This window comes from Pseudomonas sp. JQ36, assembly GCF_053851495.1.
Window position 1 is genome coordinate 5534036 of the sequence record NZ_CM132642.1, and the last position, 18831, is coordinate 5552866.

Annotated in this window: 10 protein-coding genes; 3 read left to right on the forward strand and 7 right to left on the reverse strand. The window is 59.9% G+C overall.

The window, feature by feature from the left end; genetic code table 11:
- Positions 1-395: 395 nt before the first annotated feature.
- Complete coding sequence (locus ACS4NR_RS24980) at positions 396-7463, forward strand: TcdA/TcdB pore-forming domain-containing protein (protein WP_456018589.1); 7068 nt, start codon at positions 396-398, stop codon at positions 7461-7463.
- A 98-nt stretch (positions 7464-7561) separates the two neighbouring features.
- Here the strand turns inward: ACS4NR_RS24980 and ACS4NR_RS24985 are convergent, their stop codons facing one another.
- Complete coding sequence (locus ACS4NR_RS24985) at positions 7562-8158, reverse strand: MarC family protein (RefSeq protein ID WP_027613585.1); 597 nt, start codon at positions 8156-8158, stop codon at positions 7562-7564.
- Between the two features lie 258 nt (positions 8159-8416).
- On the opposite strand from ACS4NR_RS24985, the gene ACS4NR_RS24990 reads away from it, so the two are divergent.
- Together ACS4NR_RS24990 and ACS4NR_RS24995 are read left to right on the forward strand one after the other, a co-directional pair.
- Entirely contained in the window at positions 8417-9205 is a 789-nt protein-coding gene (locus ACS4NR_RS24990) for a hypothetical protein (RefSeq protein ID WP_456018590.1), read from the forward strand.
- The gene (locus ACS4NR_RS24995; RefSeq protein ID WP_456018591.1) at positions 9186-9980 is read left to right on the forward strand and encodes a hypothetical protein; all 795 of its coding nucleotides are present in this window, start codon (positions 9186-9188) and stop codon (positions 9978-9980) included. The genes ACS4NR_RS24990 and ACS4NR_RS24995 overlap by 20 nt, the downstream gene beginning before the upstream one ends.
- 30 nt (positions 9981-10010) lie before the next feature.
- On the opposite strand, the gene ACS4NR_RS25000 is transcribed toward ACS4NR_RS24995, so the two are convergent.
- From ACS4NR_RS25000 to ACS4NR_RS25025, 6 genes are all read right to left on the reverse strand, one after another.
- Entirely contained in the window at positions 10011-12785 is a 2775-nt protein-coding gene (locus ACS4NR_RS25000; protein ID WP_456018592.1) for a response regulator, read from the reverse strand.
- 99 nt (positions 12786-12884) lie between these two features.
- On the reverse strand, positions 12885-14180 hold the full coding sequence (gene purD / locus ACS4NR_RS25005; protein WP_095138182.1) for a phosphoribosylamine--glycine ligase: 1296 nt from the start codon (positions 14178-14180) through the stop codon (positions 12885-12887).
- A gap of 149 nt (positions 14181-14329) precedes the next feature.
- Positions 14330-15937 (reverse strand): bifunctional phosphoribosylaminoimidazolecarboxamide formyltransferase/IMP cyclohydrolase, encoded by a 1608-nt coding sequence (gene purH, locus ACS4NR_RS25010; RefSeq protein WP_253150113.1) that lies wholly within the window; start codon positions 15935-15937, stop codon positions 14330-14332.
- An 82-nt stretch (positions 15938-16019) separates the two neighbouring features.
- A complete protein-coding gene (fis, locus tag ACS4NR_RS25015) occupies positions 16020-16340 on the reverse strand; it encodes a DNA-binding transcriptional regulator Fis (protein ID WP_003221275.1) in 321 nt (106 codons plus the stop codon).
- Positions 16337-17347 (reverse strand): tRNA dihydrouridine synthase DusB, encoded by a 1011-nt coding sequence (gene dusB, locus ACS4NR_RS25020; protein WP_253150112.1) that lies wholly within the window; start codon positions 17345-17347, stop codon positions 16337-16339. The genes fis and dusB overlap by 4 nt, the downstream gene beginning before the upstream one ends.
- A gap of 185 nt (positions 17348-17532) precedes the next feature.
- Positions 17533-18825 (reverse strand): DUF3426 domain-containing protein, encoded by a 1293-nt coding sequence (locus tag ACS4NR_RS25025; RefSeq protein WP_456018593.1) that lies wholly within the window; start codon positions 18823-18825, stop codon positions 17533-17535.
- Positions 18826-18831: the final 6 nt, after the last annotated feature.

Genomic DNA, 18831 nt, shown 5'->3' on the forward strand with positions numbered 1-18831 from the left:
GGGCTGCTCCCTCGCCATGCCGGATATTGCGGGTAGAATGTTTCCGGATTTGCCGGTGTCGTATTTTTCAGCGGGACGTGTGTGATCTGCATCAGCCCCGCGTGGGATCTTTCTTGTTACTTACATCTTGTCGGACTTATTCTGAATCTTGACAGATCACAGCAACAGTCCGCGCGCAGTTGTGCCGCATATTCTTCAGCTGTGTTGATTTATATGTCAGGGTTGTCGCAATAACTTGTTGCTGTTACACGCGTTATCAGTTGTTTTTGAATTGTCTGTTTTGACATGTATTGAAAGTTCTGAAGTTTGAGCGATGGTTCGCCAGCCGTTAGCTTGTTCGTCATCCAAGTGCCCATCTGCACACATGATGTTGGTCAAGTAACGGAGGAACTTTCATGCACGATCAAAGACTTCAAGATGCCAGCGGTTATGTTGGTTTTATCAGCCTGTTCAAACAGGCTGATCTTGAGCGGGCCCTGTTGGTCTACCGGGACAGTGACGTTTATCAGTCAGTCTGGCGCTATTACTTTGCATGTATCGGGTTGCTCGATTCCCCGCGATTGATTGAACCCCTGACATTGCTCAAACATTCGCTGGAACAGTTGATTGGCGTGTCGCGTCTGCGTCGTGACTCCCATAGCCAGGCTGAACCGCCGAAAGATGCTTTATCGCGAATCTACAGCAGTATTCAGGCTTTCGAGACCCGCCTGCGAAACAGCGAGACTTACGCGAAGACTGCTGCAACAGCGGTTGTAAAGAACCTGCACTTTGTCTGGCTGGGCGGTGGTCTGGGCGCGATTCAGCATGATTACCTCAATCTGTGGAAGCAAGTATTGAGCGGGCAGGGCTACAGCCTCCATCTCTGGTATGACAGTGACGCGCTACTGGCCTGGCAAACCAACAAGTTGATTGTCGAGGCTGCCAAGGCTGACGCCATGCAGCACGGCGGCAGCGAGAATATTACCGACGCCAGGCTGGGTACGCTGTATGAAGAGCGGGTCATCGTCCTCAAGCAGCAGATGTTCCTGCACATCAATGCGGCGCTGGAGCGAGGGTTATCAGCGGATGAAGCGCGGGTCGACCTGTTGTCCCGTGCCTACGGCCAGGATGCGGCACAACTGGAAAGCCTGATCGAGCAAAACCGGCGCAGTCTGTTGGCTGTGGCAGGTGGTGATTTGCAGTTGCGCGACTTGCGTGACCTCGACGCACCGCTGCGATTGCAGGACATCTATGATCGCGAGACCCGGATGCGTGGCAATCTGGCTGCCGCCTCCGATGTGGTGCGGGTCGAGGCGGTGTTCGACGAAGGTGGCCGCTATGTCGATGTCGATAATCTGCCACCACTGGTCAAAACCATGGGCGGGATCGACATCAGTACGTTCGCTGGTGATGCGCGCCTTGGCGTTCTGCAACTGCTGCTCGATCACAACCCGCACTGGATGCCGGGACGCCAGGCATTGCGTGACCGATACACCGATTATCTAGACCGGATTCCCGAGGAATACCGCGCCGCGCTTGAGGTTTTTGCCCGACAGCAACCGGCGCTGAGCGAGGTGTTCCAGGCGCCGGCAGAGTTGCTTGTGCGTCCGCAGGACCTGCGCGCCGTTGCCGTGCAAAACACGTTGAGTAACTCGTTCCTGATGGCTCACGCGCAATCGCCGATGCTCAAAAGCGTGATCGAGCGGTTTCGGTTCAACTATGAGGCCATTGAACAGACGAGCCGCCTCGCCGCCAAGCGTGGCGTTGCACTGAGCGACTTTGAAGGCATGACGAGGTTGGCGCGCGAAGTGCTCGAGCAGACATTTGGCCCTCTGGCCGAACTGTCGATGACCGAGGACCTGGCGGCCAATTTTCTGATGCTCGCCATCGCGGGCTACTTCAGTGACGGCATCCGCCCGCAGAGCGAGGGAACGATTTATCTGACGGGGCCAGCCGCGATGCGCGATGGCATGGCCGATTACGAACGGCACAACTTCGTCCCGCGCGAAGCGGAAGCGTTACGTGTGGAGGCGGCTATCGAACCGCTGTGGATGGTCAACGACAAGACCGAGGAAGAGCTGGATCACTCTTGGAAAGACAACGCCATTGATACCCGGCAGTGGGTGCTCGACGAACAGCAACGCTGGCGTGAAGGGCAGTACAGCGCGCGCTACAGCGGCGATGTAACGGCATTGCTGACCCAGCAAAGCGTGGTGTTCGAGGAGGGTTGGCCGCTCATCGAGGGCCGGCCGGTGCTGTTGACGGATGTACTGCAACGGATGATCGACCGACTCGGTGCACCGTTTGTGGCGGCGATGAGACAAGGTCATAACGGTCCGCTGGTTTTTCCCGAAGGGCCGGGTCTGGGGTTCGATGATCGTCAGGCCATCAGGGCCCAGCCCGTCACTTTGCTAGCTCCGGCGTCGCTCAGCGATGCGCGGATTCAGGGGCTGGCGCTGGATGAGTTGCTAAGCGGGATTGCCGAGGGTTCGCTGCAGTTCTTCCAGATCAGTCCCTTGCAACGGGTAGTGTTGGGACAGATGCTCGGCGCACGCTCACTGGATAACTCAAGCTTCACGCAACTTGCCCCCGAACTGGAAAATCTGGCCAACAGCGTTGCCGAGGTAGGGGCGTCGGTGCGTTATGCGGCCATTGAACGCCATCTTTATCAGCATCGTGCGCCGCAATTCATGGCCGGTCTCGCCAGTCATGTCGACCAGCCGATGGTGTCGTCGGACAGCGCGTTGACGTTGAAACGAGCCGCGCTGTCGCAGGCGCACACGCTGTTTCAATGGGGGCGTCATGTTGCCCATATCCAGACCATCGCCACCCGCGAGCATCGTGAACAGGTGATCCTGCGGCTGGGTCAGGTACTGGGGCAAATCGAGGCCAGTGACGTCAAACTGGTGCCGCAGGATCTGTTGCTCCAGGGGGCGGGTGATCCCGGTGGCCGCTGTTACCCGCTGGCGCTGATCATGAGTGCTGCTCTGGAGCACGGCGTGGCGGCTTCGCGACGCTTGCGCGAGCGATTCTTCCTGGCCACTGCCGAGCCGCAGCAGCAAGATTCAATGGTGTTTCTGGAGGCACTCGAAGAGTTGCGTGGCGTGCAATTGCACGACATCGGCAAGCCGCTGGGGCGGGTCGATCTGCAGCAGCTCGGCACCACGCTGGAAGCGTTCGCCAGCTCGCGCACGCTGATGCTCAACTCGGACAACCACGCCATGCTGGTGGCGAAAATCTTCAATGGTGGGCACGCCACCTATCATTTCTATGACCCCAATTTCGGCGTGTTCGAGTTCAGCCAGCCTGACCAGTTCCAACTGGCACTGACCGACCTTTTCCAGAAACAGGGCATGGCGAAATACTATGCGGCCTATGGCGACGACGCGCGCCCGACGTTTGATCTGATCGAGCTGCAGGGACAAAAGATTTCGGCCCTGAATCTGTCCGGCGGATTGCGTGTCGGGCAATTGCTGGAGTCCGACAATGTCCTGCCGGAGCCTTCACAACGGCCGATCCGTCGGCGCTTGAACAGTGCCCGCGGCCATTCACTGGTCAGCAATCCGCATCTGGGGCGCAGCCTGCGCGATCTGGACAGCCAGTGGTGGGGACAGCAGATTGCCCAGACGACTGAGGCTTTACAGGATTTGCATGCTTCGGCAAAACCGCTGGTGCCGTTGTTCGAAACCCTGGAGATAACGCCCGCCGGCGAGTACCGGATCAACCTGATCGATCCCTCGCAGGCCGAGCATGTGGTGCAGGTGGTCAGCACCGATCATCGCCTGCTGCGCATCAGAAGTTATCTGTCGGAGCAGTTTTCGGTACTTGGCACCCGAGCCTCGCCACAGTTGACCGAGGCCGGGGCCGTACACACGCTCAATACCGGCTTCACCATCCAGGCACTGATGAACGTCTTGCGTGGACGAGAGGGAGAAGACCGCACCTTGACCACCGCCGTGAGGTTGCACGCTTACGTCAATTACGCGCAACTGGTGCACGGTAATGTCACGGATGTCGCTGGCCTGATCAGTCTGATCAAAACCGCACTCAATGAAGAGAAGATCATCGCCCGTACCTGTGCGCCGGTGGTTGGCGAGGCGCTGGGACATGTGGCCAACGAAGGTGTGGGCGCGGTGCTGGGGCTGGCCAATGTCGGCTTCGACATCTATCAATTGGCGACGGCAGACAGCGAGATCGAGCGCGCGCAGTTCGGCACCCAACTGGCCTTCGACTCCGCCAGTCTGGCGTTGACCGCCGGTGGTCTGGGAGCCGCCGCGGCAGGTGCGGCAACAGCGGCAGCCGTGCTCGGTGGAGCCGGGGTGATTCTGGGCGGACTGGCTGTGGGTGTGGCGGCCCTGGCCCAGGGGTTCGCCAGGATCGCTGAGCAGGCGCAGGAGGTCGGGCTGTTCTTCGATGATCTGGAGCGGGCCTGTCGGGGTGTCGGTTATCGCTATGACGACGGGCTCGGGGCGTGGGTCGCTCACCCCTCGCTGGTCGTCCAGAGCCTGGACTTCAATCGTGCGATGCTGGTGCTCGACAGTCCGAAGGTGTATCGGCTGCGCGACCATTTCGGGGTGCCGGATTTCAATCCGGATGATCAACAAGCGCTCGATCTGCGGCGTGAACTGGGGCTTCCCGGCTACATCCACTTCGATCCGCCGACTACGCAACTGGTCGTCCTGCCGTGTACGCCGACCACGTACTACGGTTACGAATACAAGGCGCTGCCATTCTCGACGCTGCGTCACGACACCGGCTTCGATACCGCCCGCAAGCTGGAAAAAAAGGATGCGGCTGGCCAATGGCGGTTTCTGTTTTCGTTCTACTCCTTTCCCGTGCACTACATCATCAACCGTCTCGCACCGTCGTATCGGCCCACCGTGATCGAGGTGCGGCTGGATGCCCACGAACGTGCACTGGCGGTGCCAATGACGCCACCGGTCTGGCACGACAAATTGTCGTACCGCATCGAAGGTGCGGGTGGCGCCTGTTCACTGATCCTCAATCGCGGGGTCAATGTCCAGTTGCAGTCTCCCAGCCTGCAGCAGTGCCGCTGGAATCTGGTAGCCGCCTGGGCCACCGAGAGGGATGTGCGGATCGACGTCGGCGGGGTTCTTTCTGTGGGTGGCGTGAAGGTGACGTTCAGCGGCAGAGGACGGCATGAGGTCATTCTGCAACTGACCGGGCGGCAATCGTTCAAGGTCAACCGCAGTGGCGGACGACTGGACATTATCGAGCAGAGCGCGCCAGCCGGGGAGAATGAGCAGTCACTCCTCACGCATTACCAGGCGCTGGCCCGGGAGCATCGACTGGTGCTGCCTTACACGCCGGTTCATCACTTTCCGATTCCTTTCGAACCCCAGGGACAACCGCGCCACACCACGGCCTGGTACGACGCTGCCGAGGATCGTTTTCTGTACATCCGCAGTGAAGAGGTTCTGGCGGCCGATGAAATGCTGCTGGCGGCGGTGGTCGACGATTCTGCGTTTTTCTATGAGGTGCGCAACTACGACATCTGGCAGGTCGATGCCGTCAGCGGTTTGCTCAAGTGCCGCTATCGTCTGCTTGTCATGGAGGGGCAGTGCAGCGTTCGGCGTATTGAGGTCGATGCGCAGGGCGTGATTCATATCGAACAGCAATGGTTGGGGGCTGATCGGCATGCCACGCAATTCAATTACCTGATCCATGAGGGCCAACTGCAGCTGGTTGCGGTTACCCGAGAGATGGACCGTGAGCTGGGCCGCCGAGTGTTCGCCAGTCCGACCTTGACGCATTGGTCGGTGGTGCTTGGTCACTATTTCACGTTACCGCCGGTGCCCGAACGCGCAGGCGTCAGCACCGTCGACTGGCAACCGGCCGCCTACGTGTCGGTCTGCTGGGCGTTCGATCCGGGCAAACGTGACCTGGTCTGGATTCGCAGCCGTGACCTGTTGTGCATTCATCCGTTTGCCTTCGGGCATGACCGCGGCTGGGTCGATTCGATCAAACAGCTTGGTGATCTGCTGCTTCTGCCGGTCAACGATGAGCAGGAGCTGTTTTTCATCTACGACCGGCTGGCGCAAAAACTGTGCAAGGTGCAAAAGAGCGCGCCTGCTGGCAGCGAGCGCTGGCCGGCGCAATGGACGCATCAATGGCTGCAACCCGACGGGCTCAATGACGTGGTGCCGGTGCAGGACGGGTATCTGGCACTGACCGACGACGGTCTGTTCTTCAACCTGACCGCAGAGGGTGAAGTGCACCTGGGTGGCTTGAGTGAGCGCTGGCTCAGGGGGCGCGCACAGTGGTGGCAGGCACTCGAAACGCTGGCAACGACGTACCCGGTCAACAGTTTCGCCATTCTGGGTCTGCGCAATGCCACCGGTGATCGCAGCCTGTGTGCCTGGTGTGTGGATAACCGCCTGCTGTTGTGCGATCCGGGGCACGAGCGGGAAATGCGTTTGCTCGGGGTCACACCGGACAACCAGGCGGCCTGGCTGTTTGACGTCGCCAGCGGTGAGATCTGCAGTCAGCTGTTCTTCGACAGTCGGCAGCTCGAACCAGCGTTCGGCAGCGGCGCACAGTTACTGGCAAGCGAGCTGCTGCCGGCACCGCAGGCCGAGTGGGACGACTGGCGGTTCAGTGCCGTGCGCAACGACGGCTCCGGTCTGTGCGGGACATCGGTCAACGGCGTGTCACTCAAGCTGCGATATCAGGAAGCTGAAAAGATCATTGGCGTTGATCGTCACTGGGCAAGCGAGCACGCGGAGCATTTGCCGGAGTCTCTGCAGGCATTGCTGGAGACCGCCGGGCATGAGTCCTACATCGCCGTGGAGTCTGGCGCGGGCAACCTGCAATGGTACGACGTGGCGAATGCACAACTGATTCGGGTAGCGGGCCAGGATCTGCCACACGATTGCGAATTGCTCGGTACCCGCCATCGGCATGTGCTGTTGCACGAGCGTCGGGCACACCGCGTGCACGTCTATCCCGGTCAGCAGAGCATCGGCCCTTTCGAATACGTGCGGCGCGACGCCGAGGTGTTGGTGGTCGAGGGGCAGAACAAGGTCGAAGACCTGTTGCCACTGATCGCTGATGACGTGAGCTGTCTGGTGTTGCGCCTGGGGCAGGGCGGCGTCACGTACCACCTGTCGAGGGCCTGCTGGTTGCGGCTGGACTCGGTGATTGTCGATTGTCGGCACCCACTGGGCGAGGTTCCGGCGATTCCCGGCAAGCTGGTCTGGGCGCTGGACGCACCGCAAAAACTGCAACTGTCGTTTGTCGACGAGCACTTGCTGATCGTCGACCCGGATCGCCAGCACAGCCTGATCCTGCGGGATGTGTGCTCGGCGGATCCGGCGATGCGCGGCGACGTCTTCCTCGGGTTCGAGGGCGGGCGTTCCTATGCGGTATCGAGCCTGGTGCAGAGGCTGCGGGAAATCGTCGAAGTCGATGATGCCGACGCTAGTGCAACGCTTGCGCAGTTGCTGGGAGCGGTGCCGGCTTAATGCAGAAGGGCAACTGAAAAGGCCTGCGCAGACTACTGCGCAGGCCTTTTTCCTGATTCTGTCTCGTCCTGAACAAGGTTTAAACCTGCTGAGTTCTCTCAGGACACCAGGTAGCCCTTGATCCCGGTAAAGATGATTTGCGCCGCCAGTGCGCAAACGAAAAGGCCCATCAGCCGGCTGACGATCTGCAGGCCCTGATCGCCGAGCACCCGTTCGATGTGATTGGACAGATACAGCACCACGCCGACGGTGAAACTGGCCAGGGTGATGCTCATGATCGCGGTCAGTTTGTCGTCCCAGTGCGGCTGACTGACGCCCATCACCAACAGGGCGCCGATGGTGCCCGGGCCGACGGTCAGCGGGATGGTCAGCGGGACGATCGTCACGTCCTGTTGCACGTTATCACTCTGCACCACCGGCTTGCCCTGAGCCATGCCCAATGCCGAGATGAACAGCACGCTGCCGGCACCGATGCGGAATGCGTCCGCAGTGATCCCGAAGACATCGAAAATCACCCTCCCGAACAGGTACAGCAAGACGCTGGAGATCAAAGTGGCGATTGCCACTTTCCAGGCCAGGCGCCGCTGTTCCTTGCGCGAGTAGCCACGGGTCAGGCTGATGAAGCAGGACAACACGAAGAACGGGCTGTAGAGCACCAGCATCTTCAGGTAAACGCTGAATAACACGTGGAGCATGAGGGCGACTCGCATCCGGAGAGTGATGACGGCAAGTCTATCAGTCGGTTAGTTGCTTGTGTGTGCAGAAGATGCTGCGCGAGGCCTTCGGTTTTTTCGTTTTTTATTTTGATAGTTGTTTTGTGCGATTTTGTTAGTTGTGTCGTGTTGGCTGGATAAGATGTTACAGATTTGGGTTTGTAGTGATGAGTTTGTTTGTTTATTGTTTTCTTGCAAGTTCAAGAGGGACTTGCCTGATAAATAACAAGGACTTTTATTGTGCATAGCCAAGTCGTTAATGAGCTTTATATCTCTTCCTGTATTAACGCGATTGAAGCATGTGATGTGGGTGGTAAGCCGGTTATTCGCTCTCGTGGCCTGTTGGCTGTAGGGGACGAAATCGAGGCACCGTCGACAGGTTCTGTTGTCGGCGAAGCCACAATGGGTTTTTCTGGCAAACTTTCGGATCAGAACAAGTCGGATGCCCAGAACGCTCTTCTGTTCGCCACACGTGCAGCGAACAAGCTATACCCCGAAGAGCATCAGGGCCGAGAGTGGTATAAGCGGTTCCGTGAGGTGATGACCCTCGCTGGCTGGACGCCCATCGATCAGTACTACAATGACCTCAATGTCGAAGGCACGAGTGTGCGGATGGACAAGCTGGTACTGGAGATTCTGGGTTCCGTGCTGGCTAACGTTGCACTGCCAGGGCCAACCAGCGTTCTGATGCTGAAGGTAGCGGGTGATGCAATCTCGGCCCTGCAAAAACGGGACACTGCTGCGTTGACCGCTTATGAGCGAAATTTGCTGGACCACGGCGTGGGTGGCATCTCGACCGGAGCGTGTGTCGAACTCGACGGTGAGGCAATCATGGCGCTGGGAACGGTACGTTTTCTGCGTAAGAACACCTCTACCAAAGTGATGTTCGTGGATGTCGATGTTCGTAATGTAAGTTTGTATCGAGCTCAAACTTTCTTTGCCAAAAATACCGACGTCGCCAACGCAGTGCGTGAGACGATCAAGAAAAAGCTGGTTGGTATCGATCAGATTGAAGATATTGATATCTGATAAATCGAAAAAAGCAGTCGAAGGTCGACTGCTTTTTTTTGGGGGCGATTATATGAATTGCAAATATTCCGTTTTGATCGTTGCGGGTGCCGTTGTACTGATTCCGCCGGCAGACAAACCGGAACGCTATCAGGATTTAATAAACTCTCTGTTGTTGGCGCAACTGGCGGCCAACAAGAAACTTGAGAAAAATCCGGGTATTGGCTGGTATGACGTCTACATGGAATTTCTGGACAAATATTGGCTGCGACATTTCAGAGCACGGTTGGATCTGTCCGTCGCACAGGGTAACAGCGTGTCTATCGTTGACTGGGTGGTCGCTCCTGAGTTCGAGGATGCTGTGGAGCAATGTGGCGTTGCGAACGCAGTCATGCGTCGACTGGCAGAACTTTCCGCAAGCGAACCGGCAATAGGGCTGCTGCGGGGTTACATGCAGAAAAGCGCCAGCGATGTATCGACGGATCAGTCAGATGTCGCCATGACTGTACGGCTGTTGGCGGTCGAGGCGCACTCGCCGATGTCGATGAGCAGCGTCTACATCGAGTTTGAGACTGGACGGCTTCTCGCTGACAACCCTTTGGCCGAGCTATTCCAGGCTGAGGATATTCGCGGCAGTGTTTGCAGGCGCTCTGCCAGTGCCAAGTTGTCCGAAGCGCTTTATGGGCCGGTTCGCGCAGCCATCGCCCTGAAAGTCCAGGACAGGCTTGAAGCGAACGTGGCGTTGTTGAGGCTGACTGAAGATGTTTCAGCCGAAGAGAACGGCGCAGCCGATTGAGTCACGCTCGAACTGGCGTGGTACACCTGCTTAAAAGGTCGACGCCGTACGGTTCTGCTGATCGCGCTGGGCTACCCAGTGTTCGATCAGCTCGCGCAGTTGCGATAGCTCCACCGGTTTGGCCATGTGGCCATCCATCCCGGCCTGACGTGCACGCTCCTTGTGTTCGGCGAGGATGTGCGCGGTCAGCGCGACGATCGGCGTGCGTATGCGCTGATTGCTGACTTCCCACGCGCGCAGTTGCTGGGTCGCCGAGAAACCGTCGAGGATCGGCATTTCGCAGTCCATCAGCACCAGATCGTAACGCTGGGCCTTCATCGCCTGCAGGGCCTCTTCGCCGTTGCTGGCGGTGTCCGGTTGCAGGTTGAGTTTACCGAGCATGCCGCGAATCACTTTGGTCGAAATCGTGTTGTCCTCAGCGACGAGGATGCGGAAGTCGCTCGGTACCTTGGCTGCCGTGGCCGGTGTGAGCACTTGCGGCTGGAACACCACCTGACCTTTATTGCGCTGGTTCAACTCGTCGGCGAGGGTGGTCTTGAGCGTATAGCCGGCCACCGGTTTGGCTAGGATGCGTTTGATCCCTGAGTTGCGCGCGATGATCTTGCTCGGCGCGTTGCTGATGCCGGTGAGCATGATCAACAGGATGTCGTGGTTCAGGCTCGGGTCTTCCTTGATCTTGGCCGCCAGTTGCATGCCGGTCATGCCGGGCATGTTCTGATCCAGCAGCACCACATCGAAATAGTCGCGCAGGTGCGCCTTGGTGCGCAGCAGCGCCAATGCTTCCTTGCCCGATGGCACGGCGCTGACGTTCAGGCCCCAGGCGCTGCATTGTTGCACCAGCACCTTGCGACAAGTGTCGTTGTCGTCCACCACCAGCACGCGTGCGCCTTGCAGCGGGCCGTCGAGGTCGGAGGTCGGGTGTTCGAGGCGATCCGGGTCCAGCGGCAGGGTCAGCCACAAGGTGCTGCCCTGATTGGCGCCGCTCTTGATCCCGAATTCACCGTTCATCAGGCGAATCAGTTGCCGCGCAATCACCAGCCCGAGGTTGCCACCCAGACGGTTGGCCGAGAGGAAGTGTTTGCTGTGCAGTTCGGCGTGCAGCAGTGCATCGCGTTCTTCCGCCTCCATCGGCTGGCCGCTGTCCTGTACGGCGATGCGCAGCCGTGGTTTGACGCTGCGCTCGTCGAGGGCGACGACGATCAGCACTTCGCCTTCGTCGGTTTTCTTCAAGGCGTTTTCCAGCAGGCTCAGCAGGGTCTGACGCAAGCGGGTCGGGTCGCCGCTGATCACGCGTGGCACTTGCGGCTGGATGAAGCTGATCAGTTCGACGTTCTGCTGTTCGGCCTTGGCGCGGTAGATGCTCAGGCAATCGTCGATCAGCGCGTTGAGGTCGAACTGCACGTCGTCCAGCTCGATCTGCCCGGATTCGAGCTTGGAGATGTCGAGGATCTCGTTGATCAGCGTCAGCAGTTCGTTGCCGGCACTGTGGATGGTTTGCACGTAATCGCGTTGCTTGACTGACAGCGGCGTGCCCAGCAGCAGTTCGGTCATGCCCAGCACGCCGTTCATCGGGGTGCGGATTTCGTGGCTGATCTTGGCGAGGAATTCGGCCTTGGCGTTGATCTCGGCATTGCTCGCGGCGAGGTCGCGGCTGATGCTGAAACGGCTTTCGGTGATGCTGCGCTGGCGTTCACCCAAGGCGATGCTCATCAGCAGGCCGCTGATGCAGATGAAGCCCATCAGGGTCATGATCAGGCCTTGTGGCGACACCAGGGTCAGCCCCAGCAACGCCGGCAGGATGATCAGCGTGCCGATGTTGAACACAACCATCCCGGCCACGAACAGTCGCGCCGGGCGATAACCTTTTTGCCAGTGATAGAAGCCGACCAGCAACATGCTCAGACCGGCCAGCGCCACCAGCGCGTAGGTGATGATGTTCAGCGGCAGAGTGTTGACGAACAACAGTAGCAGGCTGCAGATCACGATGAACAGAATGTCACCCAGCAACAGTTTGTTCAGCGGGTGCGGGCCGAGCGGGGCGAAGAAGCGCAGGGCGAACATCAGCCCGGCCGGGGCGGTCAGCAATAACGCCAGATAAGCGCCCGGGGTCTGGATCGCGTGCCAGTTCGGCAGCCAAGGCCCTGCGAGGTTGAGCAACAGCAACAGGCTCAGGCCCAGCAGGCCTTCGCAGACCGCCAGCCACAGGCTGCTGCGTGAGCGCGAGTAGGCGTAGCGCACGAGGTTGTGCAGCAGCAGCATGCCGAGGCAGCCGAACAGCAGACCGAAGATCAGCGTCTGGTTCTGGTCGGCGGCACTCATCACCGCCGATTGCAGGGTGATGTGCGGGCGCAGCTGATGGTCGGAAACCATCCGCAGATAAACATCGAGGGACTTGTCGCTCTGCGGCAAGGGCAGCAGAAAATCGCTGCTCGGCAGCGGCCGTTCGACTTGTGGCTGCTGGGTGCCGGAAGTGCGTTGTTCGATCAGCTTGTCGCCGTCGAGCACGTAGAGACTGAGGTTGGACAGGTCGGGGGCGAAGATCCGCAGCACTTGTTCGTGCTTGCCCGGCGCCAGTTTGAAGCGCAGCCACAGTGCGCCATCGGGCTCGGCCGCCGTGAGGCGATCAAGTTCGATGGGGCTGAATTGATTGGTGTAGCGAGCCGAGCGGATGTCGCTCAGTTGCAGATTGCCCTGATCGTCAAGCAATACCGACCAGCCACTGCCTTGCGCGGCCTGGGCCGGGAGCATGCAGAGCAAGGTCAGCATCGTGACGGTGAAACTTATGGCAATCCTGAGCCAGCGCACGGCGAAATCCCTTCGTAGGTTGATGCCAGAATATAACGATGCGCGGCGGCGGAACAGCCCGGCGAGGGACTGCATCCCGCGCCGGACGTGAAGGACAGCTTATTCCTGAGTTTCGCCACGTTCACGGGCAATGGCGCGGTAGCCAATGTCCTTGCGGTAGAAGCAGCCTTCCCAGTCGATGGCGGCGGCCAGCTTGTAGGCTTGCTGCTGCGCTTCGCTCACGCTGGCGCCCATGGCGGTGGCGCAGAGTACGCGACCACCGGCCGTTACCACGTTGCCATCCTTCAGCGCCGTACCGGCGTGGAAGACTTTGCCTTCCAGGACTGCGGCTGCGTCCAGACCGTTGATTGCCGCACCCTTGGCGTAGTCGCCCGGGTAGCCGCCAGCGGCCAGTACGATGCCGACGCTCGGACGCGGATCCCACTGTGCTTCAACCTTGTCCAGCGCTTGCGCCAGAGCGGCTTCGACCAGCAGCACCAGGCTCGACTGCAGACGCAGCATCACCGGTTGGGTCTCCGGGTCGCCGAAACGGCAGTTGAATTCGATGACTTTCGGGTTGCCGGCCTTGTCGATCATCAGACCGGCGTACAGGAAACCAGTGTAGACGTTGCCTTCTTCGGCCATGCCGCGCACGGTCGGCCAGATCACCTGATCCATCACGCGCTGGTGCACGTCGGCGGTGACCACCGGGGCAGGGGAGTAGGCACCCATGCCGCCGGTGTTCGGGCCGCTGTCGCCGTCGCCAACACGTTTGTGGTCCTGGCTGGTGGCCATCGGCAGCACGTTCTTGCCGTCGACCATGACGATGAACGAGGCTTCTTCGCCGTCGAGGAATTCTTCGATCACCACGCGCGAACCGGCATCGCCGAACGCGTTGCCGGCGAGCATGTCGCGCACGGCGTCTTCGGCTTCGGCCAGGGTCATGGCAACGATCACGCCTTTACCGGCGGCCAGGCCATCGGCCTTGATCACGATTGGTGCGCCTTTTTCACGCAGGTAAGCCAGGGCCGGCTCGATCTCGGTGAAGTTCTGGTAGTCGGCGGTCGGGATCTTGTGACGCGCCAGGAAATCCTTGGTGAAGGCTTTCGAGCCTTCCAACTGCGCAGCGCCAGCGGTCGGGCCGAAGCAGTCCAGGCCTCGGGAGCGGAACAGATCGACCACGCCAGCCACCAGCGGCACTTCCGGGCCGACGATGGTCAGGGAAACGTTTTTCTCGGCGAAGTCGGCCAGTTGCTCAAGGGCCAGCACGTCGATGGCGACGTTCTCGCACTTGGCTTCAATCGCGGTACCGGCGTTGCCCGGCGCGACGAAAACCTTCTGCACGCGCGGATCCTGAGCCACTTTCCAGGCCAGGGCGTGTTCACGGCCACCGCTGCCAATGATCAAAACATTCATTTCAAAAACCTCAAAAATCTGTCAGGCGCTGCTGGAGCGCTTTATGTGGGAGCGGGCTTGCTCGCGAAAGCGGTGTGTCAGGCAAAACGGCTGTTGCTGACAGATTGCATTCGCGAGCAAGCCCGCTCCCACATTTGGATCGAGTTGTATCAGTGACGGAAGTGGCGCATGCCGGTGAATACCATGGCGATACCGGCTTCGTCAGCTGCAGCGATCACTTCAGCGTCACGCATCGAGCCGCCTGGCTGGATCACCGCAGTGATACCGACCTTGGCCGCGTTGTCCAGACCATCGCGGAACGGGAAGAACGCGTCCGAGGCCATCACCGAACCGGCCACTTGCAGACCGGCGTGCTCAGCCTTGATCGCAGCGATACGTGCGGAGTTTACGCGGCTCATCTGGCCGGCGCCGACACCGATGGTCTGACGGTTCTTGGCGTAGACGATGGCGTTGGATTTAACGTACTTGGCCACTTTCCAGGCGAAGATCAGGTCGTTGATTTCCTGTTCGGTCGGTGCACGCTTGGTCACCACTTTCAGGTCGTCGGCGCCGATCATGCCGATGTCGCGGCTCTGCACCAGCAGGCCACCGTTGACGCGCTTGTAGTCCCAGGCCGCAGCGCGATCCGCCGACCACTCGCCACAGGCCAGCAGGCGCACGTTGGCTTTGGCGGCGACGATGGCGCGCGCCTCTTCGCTGACGCTTGGGGCAATGATCACTTCCACGAACTGACGCTCGACGATCGCCTTGGCGGTCTCGGCATCCAGTTCACGGTTGAAGGCGATGATGCCGCCGAAGGCCGACTCGGTGTCGGTGGCGTAGGCCAGTTCGTAGGCCTGACGGATACCGCCCTCGGCGTCCGGGCTCACCGCCACGCCGCACGGGTTGGCGTGCTTGACGATGACGCAGGCTGGCTTGACGAAGCTCTTCACGCACTCCAGCGCGGCGTCGGTGTCGGCCACGTTGTTGTACGACAGTTCTTTGCCTTGCAGTTGGGTCGCGGTGGCGATGCCGACTTCGGCAGGCTTGGCTTCCACATAGAACGCCGCGCTCTGGTGCGGGTTCTCGCCGTAGCGCATTTCCTGAGCCTTGATGAACTGGCTGTTGAAGGTGCGCGGGAATTCGCTGCGACCTTCAGTGCTCAGCACGTCGGCAGCCTGATTCACGGTTCCCATGTAGTTGGCGATCATGCCGTCGTAGGCGGCGGTGTGTTCGAACGCCTTGAGCATCAGGTCGAAACGCTGAGCGTAGGTCAGGCCGCCGGCCTTGAGGTTTTGCAGAACGTTGGCGTAGTCGCTGGCATTCACCACGATCGCCACGTCTTTATGGTTTTTCGCTGCCGAACGAACCATGGTCGGGCCGCCGATGTCGATGTTCTCGATCGCAGTCGGTAGGTCGCAGCCTGGCTTGTTGATGGTGGCTTCGAACGGGTACAAGTTGACCGCAACCAGGTCGATCGGCTGGATGCCGTGCTCGTTCATGATTGCATCGTCGATACCGCGACGACCGAGGATCCCGCCGTGGATTTTCGGGTGCAGGGTTTTCACCCGACCGTCCATCATTTCCGCGAAACCGGTGTAATCCGCGACTTCCACTGCGGCAACACCGTTGTCGCGCAGCAGCTTGAACGTCCCGCCGGTGGAGAGGATCTCGACGCCCAGAGCTTCAAGCTCCTTGGCGAATTCGAGGATCCCGGTCTTGTCGGAAACGCTGATCAAGGCGCGGCGGATCGGCAGGCGGGTAGTCTGGTCGGTCATCTCAATTTCCATCAAAAGCAAAGGAAGTCAGCAAAAAAGGCGACCGGTTTTACGCGGGCGCCTTTCTGGTTTGATTGAATGCTTACAGCAGATCGTACTGCTTGAGTTTCTTGCGCAGCGTGCCGCGGTTGAGTCCCAGCAGCTCACTGGCCTTGGTCTGGTTGCCCTTGACGTAGTTCATCACGCTTTCGAGCAGGGGAGCCTCGACTTCGGAGAGCACCAGGTTGTACACATCCGTGACGGACGCGCCCTCAAGGTGGGCGAAATAATTGTGCAGCGCCTTCTCGACACTCCCGCGAAGGGTCTGACCTTCTTCGCTCGGGGTATTGAGGTGCTGTTTCAAATTCACGTTGTCGCTCACGGGTGCTGTTCCACTCACTAAAGTCTCGGTCATCATCGTCATGCGGCCACCCCTTCTTCGTCCCCTGTCAGGCTCTTGTAACGCTCGGCGAAAAACTCCCGAACGTTGGCGCATTGTGTTTCCGTACCATCCAAACGATTGAAGTGGGCGCGAAACTCCCTGGCGCCCGGCAAGGTTGCGAGATACCAGCCCACATGCTTGCGGGCAATGCGCACGCCCATCACATCCCCATAGAAGGCGTGAAGTGCGGCCAGATGCTCCAGCAGGATGCGTTCCACTTCGCTCAGCTCCGGCGTCGGCAATTTCTCGCCGGTACGCAGGAAGTGTTCGATCTCGCGAAAAATCCATGGCCGCCCCTGGGCAGCCCGGCCTATCAGCAGGCCATCGGCACCGGTCGCGTCAAGCACGTAGCGGGCCTTTTCCGGCGAATCGATATCGCCATTGGCAAACACCGGGATCGACACCGCCTGCTTGATCGCGGCAATCGTGTCGTACTCGGCTTCGCCGGTGTACAGATCGGCGCGAGTGCGGCCATGCACTGCCAGCGCGGTGATCCCGGCCTGCTCGGCGATCTTCGCCACGGTCAGGCCGTTCTTGTTGTCGCGATCCCATCCGGTGCGGATCTTCAGGGTCACCGGCACATCCACTGCAGCGACGACAGCCTGCAGGATCTCGGTAACCAGTGCTTCGTCTTTCAATAACGCGGAGCCGGCGGCCTTGTTGCAGACCTTTTTTGCCGGGCAACCCATGTTGATATCAATAATCTGTGCGCCCAGTTCGACGTTGGCCCGTGCCGCGTCCGCCAGCATCTGCGCATCGCCACCGGCAATCTGCACCGAGCGCGGCTCGGGATCGCCTTCGTGGATCATGCGCATGCGCGACTTGCGGGTGTTCCACAGGCTCATGTCACTGGTGACCATTTCCGAGACTACAAGCCCTGCGCCCAAACGCTTGCACAGCTGACGAAAGGGCTGGTCGGTGACGCCCGCCATCGGGGCGAGAATCAAACCGTTCTGCAATGTATATGGGCCGATGCGTACCGCCGACATAGGACTTCCCTGAAGTGGGGCCGGATCATGAGAGTTCGAAAAAGGGTTGGCATGATACCCGCTCTCGATGACTGGATAAAGGCTGAATTGAACAAAATCTGAACAGTTATTCTGTTATTACCAGCGGTTTGGTTGCCGTGGACAAAGTCAGAAAACTGCCGTCAAACCTGAAGCGATGAAGCGGTTCACTCGGGCGAGTGGAAACTCAGGCTGTAATTCACCGCTTTGGGGCCTGGATCGAGGATATCCAGCGCGATGTGGATCGGCGTCTGCGGCGGCATTTCCGCCAGGCCTTCGAGATCGCCATTGAGGTATTCGCCGGGTTTGAAGCGACGACTGGCGATCAGATGACCATTAAGGTCGGCGAAACGCAATTCCAGTAGCGGAAACGGCTGGGAGAACGTCGCGCGGTTGTAGATGATCGCATCCACCACCAGCGCCCCGCTGAACTCCGGATGGCTGCGCACCACCAGGTTGCTGCTCTTGACCTTGGCGATGTCGACCTTGGACGGCACCGTGCAGCCGATCTGCGGACAGAACTGCTGAAACCATGGGCGGTACTGATCTTGGCGCGCCAGTTCATCGAAGTGATAGGCGATGTACTGGCCGGCCAGACCGGCGGCGGCCAACAGCACCAGCAAACCCCAGAGCAGGCGCCGGCCCCAGGGCGAGCGGCGTTTCTGCCAATCCAGTTGCAGCGGGTCGTCGGTCAGATCCTGCAGCACTTCGGCGCGCACGCCGGGTTCGGCACGTTCACGTTTTTTGCGCAGCGGTTCGACCGAGGGCAACTCGTCATCGTCCGGTTCGACGTTGGCCGACAGGCGTTCGCGGCGGGCATTCGGATCGATCGGGTCGTGCAGGCGCAGTTGCGGGATCGGCGGCTCGTCATCCAGATCCACCGGCTCCAGCGACAACGAAGGCTCGGTGCGCGCGGTTTTTACCGGTTCAGGTTCGACGATCTCGGGTTCGACTTGATCTTCGGGCTCGGGCAGGCGTTCATCGTCGCGGGCGCTGAACAGGCTGTCGCGCCACACCGTTTCATCGGCTTCAGGGCTGTCGCGGCGGGCGCTCAGGGACTCTTCGCGCTGACGACCGAATTCGGTGGTTGGCTGGATTTCCCGTTGTTCGAGGCGGGCGAGTTCTTCGTCCAGATCGAGGCTGTCCAGGTCCAGCTCACTGGCGCTCCATTGCTTTTGGCTGATGGCGCGCGGCGCTGGCGGTTCGTCATTGACGGGTGCTTCGACCACCGGCGGCGGCTCGCTGACCACCGCCTGAGACGGTGCTGGCTGGACAATGGACGGCGCCACCGGCGTGACCGCTTCCTTGCCGGCGTGTTGTTCCAGCAGCTGTTTGGCGGCGTTGAACACTTGCAGGCAGGAGCCACAGCGAACCACTCCGCGGGCCACGCTCAATTGCGCATGGCTGACGCGGAAGCTGGTTTGGCAATGCGGGCACTGGGTGACGAAACTGTCGGTCATGCGGCG